Here is a 5,716-nt window from a genome sequence, read left to right as displayed (position 1 = left end):
CAGATTACCTTGAATACATCGATGGGGTGATCGGGCTCGATCCCGATGCCGGCTATCGGATCATTGCCGACAACCTGAATACGCACAGCAGTGAATCTTGCGTCCGCTACGTTGCGGCGAGTTGTGGCATTAAAGACGACCTCGGCAAGAAAGGAGTTCGCGGCATTCTAAAGTCGGTTGCCAGTCGCGCTGCATGCTTGACTGAGCTGCGCGTGGGCAACACAACTGAGAACCCACGAGAGATTTTGCTGCCAGAGTGCAAATCTGTGAAACTTTAGGTTTTTATGGTTGCACTCAAAGTGAGCATGCCAGTAAAATCGTTCAGGCCCCCCGCGCATCGTGCAGAGGTGGGCAGTAATCGCCCTTGAAGGAGTATTGTATGTGTCGACCGATCCTAGTTTTTGTTGCCGTGTTGTTCACAACTCAGTGGACCGTGGCTACTACCTTCGCCCAGACTGGCTCGCAAGCGGCAAGCCAAGGGATATTTATTCCTGGGGAGATTGTTTATTTCCCAACCTACGATGCTGACGGCGATGGGCACATCGAGATTGAGGAGCAAGGCGGAGATCGCGGGGACGCGCTCACTATCATCGATTACTTGAATTTCAACGACCCGAGCATACCTACGCCAATTCATCCCGGCTCAGATCCTTTAGTGACTGGGGGCAGGTCGCGTTACGACGTGACGGGGGCTCAAGCGGACTTCGATCAATTTTCTCTAGCAAGCAATAGTATCTCGGCATTGGATGCTCTGCGGATCATTAATTTCGGCAACACGAACTTTCATCAGAATCCAACCGAGGCAACTGATGTCAACGGTAACGGTCACACTTCAGCGTTGGATGCATTACAGGTAATTAATTACACGGGTTCTTCGGAACCGGTTTATCCTCCATACAGCAATCTCGCTACCGCACCTGATCCAAGCGGTCCAGCAGGGGGGTACCCTTTCAATCTCGGTTGGACACTGAAGCAGATCAGTCAGTCTACATTCTTGGATGTCAACGGCGATAATATCGTGACGTCGGAGGATGCACAGGCCGTTATTGATTTCCTTAACGCCAACTCCAACTAATTGCTCTGATGAAGGCTCTTTTCGCATCATTGTTTATTGCTGTCGCGGTGATGTCGCTGCCGCAATTTGTTGCCGCGCAGACTTCCGGCCAAACAGAGGTTGACGAAGGAAGCCGCCTGCCTGCGCCGTCCCGCCTTGTGCGGGCGGCGATGGTGGGGCCTCGTTATCGTTTTCGTCTTCTTTTCTCTAAGCCGTTTGCTGATGCATTTGAGAGTTCGGCGCAGCAAAAAGAACTTGAGTCGAAGGTGCTAGAGCGGATAAGTCTGGATAAACCGGAAATCAACCAGTTGGTTCGCGAAGTCGATGACCAAACCACCGAAGCGGAGGCAGAGCGTATTTTCGCTGATGTTCGCAAGCGGTATTCAGACGAGATCAGTCTTGCCGAGGACGAGCTGGCGAACATAGTTGGACCAGAACATTATGAGCGGCTGATTCTGACTCACCTTGGCTTGGTGGGGCCTACTGGACTCTTAGACCACAGAATTGCCGACGCCATAGGTCTTGAAGGCGAATCACTTCAAGATGTGCGTAAGTTGATTAAGGACTTTGTCAACGAGATTCGCGGCCAGAAGGAAATTCTGAAAGAGTCCGACGCGGAAGACTTCAAAGCAAGATTTGACTCTCAACTGCGGTCAAAATTAAACTTAGAACAGCGTGAGATGATGGAGCGAGCCGAGAAACACGCCATTGAATTCATGAGTCATGACACTCGTGATTTGCATGAAATGCAAATCCCAAGCTTTTCTTCAACACCGGAGTTACCATGAATACCCGCTCATCAAGACGCTTGACGTTCCAATCACTGACTGGTCGCCTTCTCCTTGCCGCGGATCTATCGTCGCCGCAGAGCGATCCGCCTGCTGCCGAGATCGCAACCGTTGGGTCTTCCGTTCCTGCGGTCGACCAAGCTCAAAGGGAAGGTGATGAGATCCAGAGTCGTTTTAGTGATGGCCATGACCTGATACGCAATCTGGGATCGGCCTTTGGGTTCGCTCAAGACACTGGATCAGCACATGTCGGTGACGTGTTCATTATCTCCGCAGGCTCCCGCGTTCATGTCTACGCCCCCGACCCAGCGTCTCCCACCGATTACATCCTCAATCAAACGCTTAGCCTGCCTGGATTCGGCGACGACGCCAGTATTACGGAGGTGAAAGCCTTTGGTGATTTGATTGTATTGACAGGAGGCTCGTTTGACGGGCCGTACAATGCGGAGAGCTCTTTCGCAGTAGCCAAACTAACTGCCGACAATCAGCTGGAGATCACAGATAGCTTCAGTCGCGGCCTACGATCCCCGTCAGTGTTTGTGCACGATGGAGTCTTAACGGCGCGATGGGAAATTTCTCATCAAGGTCTGCTCAATCTCAATGAATTTCAGAATCCGCTGCTTACGATTGAGGAGCAGCCCTCTGAACCTTTCGCCTACGATTACTTCATTCTCGATGATGGAAAGCTCGGCGACGGCGTCTCGGTGGTTTCCGACTACCCGCCGAGCGTTTTCTTGCTGCCTGAGAGCGATCGCTTGCTGCTGAAAACCGGGGAGTCAGGGAATCTAATCACTCTTGACGAAAACAACGGGATGGCCACTCCAATTGATTTTCCGGAGGCGTTTCTCGAGGTGAAAGCTGTGTCGGAGCAGCCAGGCGAGCCATTGGCTGTTACCGGTTATGCCTCAGTGGGCGAGGCTACTGGGGAGGGAACGGTTCTGGTTGATGATTTCGGTCAGGTGCTATCGTTTGAGGCCGTCCCGGTCGACGCCGATCAATTGAAGCAGGACCTTAGCGACTCCTCTCTTCGTTCGGTTTATCGTGAATTTTCAGACGACACTTGGCTGTCGCCATTCTCTAGTCGTCCGTTAAGTTCTATCACTGTTCTGACGGATGTTGACGGGCAAGAGTCCCCCAATCGTCAGCAGATTGAACTTCCTGGGTTCAAAGTCGGGTTCGTTCCCGCTTTTGTTTTGGATTCCAATCAAATCGTGTCGGTGCGTGCAGATCTCGATCCGATACTCGAGCTTGATACCGATGCAATCGGGGCCACACCTGTTCCGTTAACCGCTGTATTGATGACCCGCGGCAGCAATGGTGAGTTCACCATCACCGACTCGGTCTCTCTTGGCAATTACGTTTACGGCACGAAGGCAGACATCGCTCCCGGAGGCGTCGTCACGCTTCAGGATCCGCCGCACTTGGAAAATCGCTCCGCCCAGATCCTCACCGCTGTCGCCGGTAACCTGTCCATTGAGACGATGGAACTCTCTGGCCGAGAGCAGGTCTTTGCAGCTGGAGATGCTCGGGTCTTCGCGTCTGACGATTCCTCGACAGTGCGATTGGTCAACCAAACTGCATTCGAAGCCGAGGACGTTAACAAAGACGGCAGAGTGTCAGCTTTGGACGCGTTAATGATCATCAATCAATTGAATGATCAGTTTGGAAACGGGGAACCGGCTGATTCGTCATCGCCGCAAGATTCGCTGGATGTCAACGCCGATGGTCGAGTTTCCGCTTTGGATGCGTTGACGATCATCAATACGCTCAACCGTTCTAGCGGAATGGCTGAGCCAATCTCTGCTCAATCCACTGATGCCACCCCTGACAATGAAGACGAAGATGGTCTACACGACTATCAACCGTCTCGATTGTTTTGAATTGATTGCGCAGCGGCGATAGGATTGGCCATTGATACGGAATCCCATAGCTTATGGAGATCGTGCAGTTTTTAAGTGTTTGATTCTCATGGGTGTGCGGCATTTTGTTGCAGGTTATCTAGACGCAGCAAGTTTTGGGCGAGGGTTAGCAAGCCTGTCTCGGTGCGGGCACGGGCTAGGCCTCTTCCGTGAAAGCGATCCACGCCACGGTTTCCTTTCGCATTGCCGAAACTGCCTTCAATCGTTTGTCCGCGAAGGCGGTAGTGTTCTTTCGCGTCGTCTTGCGACATCTTTGACCGCTGAACTTCAATCAGTTCTTCGCCCTCCATCCGTTTGATCTTGCGCGGGCCGTTGCCGCCAAGGCAACGGCTTCTCAGCGGGCAAGTCTGGCAGTGACCGGCATTACATTGGTAACGGAACTGGTATAGATGGGTGAGGTGGCATGGGTTTCGGGGGCCACGCGAGTCCTTAAATTGAAAGGAACTCAAGGAGCCTACCATGCCACGGAAGATCACGCCTTCAGCGACTCCCGAACGTCGCACCTACACCGATGAATTTAAACGCGATGCGGTCGCCATGCTGCTCGATGGTCACTCGGCCGCATCGATTGTTCAGCGTCTTGGGATCTCGGGAACCAATTTGCTTTATCGTTGGAAGAAGCAGTAAGTCGACTCGGCCGGGCCTGTCGGCGAAGTGCTCGACAGCCGTGTTGTCGAGCTGGAAGCCGAACTGCGACGCGTTGAGAGGGAACGCGACGTTCTAAAAAAAGCTTTGATCATTTTCGGCCGCGGCGAGTGAGTCAGCTCTACGACGCCGCGTCCAGCATCGTCGACGACGGTGTTGCCTCCGAGCGTGAAGTGAGTGAAATACTCGGCTTCTCGCGATCGGCTTTTCAACGATTCCAAATTGAACCTCCAAGCCAAAGAGAACAGAGCGACATGGATGTTCTCCTCATGGTGATCACAACGTTTCACCGGCACAGAAAACGCTACGGTGCCCGGCGCAATGCTGCGGATCTGAAGCTGCAAGGCATTCCGATCGGACGCGCAAGAGCCGCCAAACTACTGAAAATCGCTGGGCTTTCAGCGATTCAACCCAAGTCCTTCAAACCACGAACGACCGAAAGCAGGCACACGCTGGGCTATAACCCCGCATTATTCACCAAGCCTGTGAGCTCGTTGGTTTTTGTTGGTGGCGTGGTCGGGAGCATTGCTGTCCGAGCTTTTGGCGTTGATTCTTGCAGCGAGCGCACAACGGCCCCCTCCCCAAAGTCGTTTCTTGTGTTGGTGGGTGCTGTTACTGACGAAGTACTCCTCGTAGGTGAGCGTGATCCGGTGGAGGCAGGAAGCTTTGTCCGACACTCGGCTTTGGCAGCGTCACTTGCCAGCCTTCAAGACGTTCGGTCAGCATCGACCACAGTGGCTCGGCCGACTCCGCGATTCGCAAAATCAGTCGTCGCGAATGTTTCACCATCCGGCCGCCAACCTTCAGCACGGACCCGACGAACCGCCGCATGTCCCAACCACCACCAACCGCATCTTCAAGCTCGTTGCGACAGATCGTGTTGAGATTGAAAGCCAACAACGCAAGTAGCATCGTCACCTCATTCGCCTTGAATCCTTGCGAAGACAAGTGAACGCCGATCGATTCGTTGAACTCACCAAGTCGGTCCTCGAACGTGCCTCGCTTTCGATAGTGAGCGAGCAGCGTGTCAGCATCGCGGGATTCCTCCTCCCAATTGGTCACCAAGAAGAACCAGCGCGGCATCAAGTTCAATTGACCTGTCGTAGAATCAGGCTGATCGACCACAACGAGGATCAATCGTTGGGCATGCTTCCACGAGTCGGCCTGATAGTTCCCAAGCTCAACGGTGTACTCGTACCCGTTCTGCGGTGGCCGCCCTGGTGGACGATGGATGTGCTCGGCAGCCAAGGCGTCGAGCTTTGTGTTGGATTTCAATCGCCCGACAAAACGCCTATTTTTCGAACTCAGTT

General features: G+C 53.3%; 6 protein-coding genes and 2 pseudogenes. 6 read left to right on the top strand and 2 right to left on the bottom strand.

The window, feature by feature from the left end; all coding sequences use genetic code 11:
• From RE6C_RS32680 to RE6C_RS32675, 4 genes and pseudogenes are all read left to right on the top strand, one after another.
• Positions 1–278: pseudogene (locus RE6C_RS32680) on the top strand (hypothetical protein); the annotation flags it as partial.
• Between the two features lie 101 nt (positions 279–379).
• The gene (locus RE6C_RS01290) at positions 380–1,075 is read left to right on the top strand and encodes a dockerin type I domain-containing protein (RefSeq protein WP_039960903.1); all 696 of its coding nucleotides are present in this window, start codon (positions 380–382) and stop codon (positions 1,073–1,075) included.
• 8 nt (positions 1,076–1,083) lie between these two features.
• Positions 1,084–1,842 carry a hypothetical protein gene (locus RE6C_RS01285; RefSeq protein WP_008653126.1) on the top strand — a complete coding sequence of 253 codons (759 nt, stop codon included), beginning with the start codon at positions 1,084–1,086 and terminating at the stop codon, positions 1,840–1,842.
• Positions 1,839–3,722: a dockerin type I domain-containing protein gene (locus RE6C_RS32675; protein WP_039960901.1), complete on the top strand. Its 1,884-nt coding sequence runs from the start codon at positions 1,839–1,841 to the stop codon at positions 3,720–3,722. The genes RE6C_RS01285 and RE6C_RS32675 overlap by 4 nt, the downstream gene beginning before the upstream one ends.
• An 86-nt stretch (positions 3,723–3,808) precedes the next feature.
• On the opposite strand, the gene RE6C_RS01275 is transcribed toward RE6C_RS32675, so the two are convergent.
• Positions 3,809–4,222 (bottom strand): transposase, encoded by a 414-nt coding sequence (locus RE6C_RS01275; protein WP_236617854.1) that lies wholly within the window; start codon positions 4,220–4,222, stop codon positions 3,809–3,811.
• Here RE6C_RS01275 and RE6C_RS32670 point away from each other — a divergent pair.
• Together RE6C_RS32670 and RE6C_RS33400 are read left to right on the top strand one after the other, a co-directional pair.
• On the top strand, positions 4,221–4,388 hold the full coding sequence (locus RE6C_RS32670) for a transposase (protein ID WP_008653123.1): 168 nt from the start codon (positions 4,221–4,223) through the stop codon (positions 4,386–4,388). The genes RE6C_RS01275 and RE6C_RS32670 overlap by 2 nt on opposite strands.
• Before the next feature lie 272 nt (positions 4,389–4,660).
• Positions 4,661–4,762, top strand: a pseudogene (locus RE6C_RS33400) (hypothetical protein); the annotation flags it as partial.
• A gap of 256 nt (positions 4,763–5,018) precedes the next feature.
• Here the strand turns inward: RE6C_RS33400 and RE6C_RS01265 are convergent.
• Positions 5,019–5,716 (bottom strand): transposase (locus tag RE6C_RS01265; RefSeq protein WP_039960898.1); only part of this gene is annotated, 698 nt, incomplete at its 5' end.

The sequence above is a fragment of the Rhodopirellula europaea 6C genome (assembly GCF_000338295.1).
In the GTDB taxonomy this organism is placed as follows: domain Bacteria; phylum Planctomycetota; class Planctomycetia; order Pirellulales; family Pirellulaceae; genus Rhodopirellula; species Rhodopirellula europaea.
Note: the sequence above shows the minus strand (reverse complement) of the source record. Positions and strands in the feature narration are given on the sequence as shown.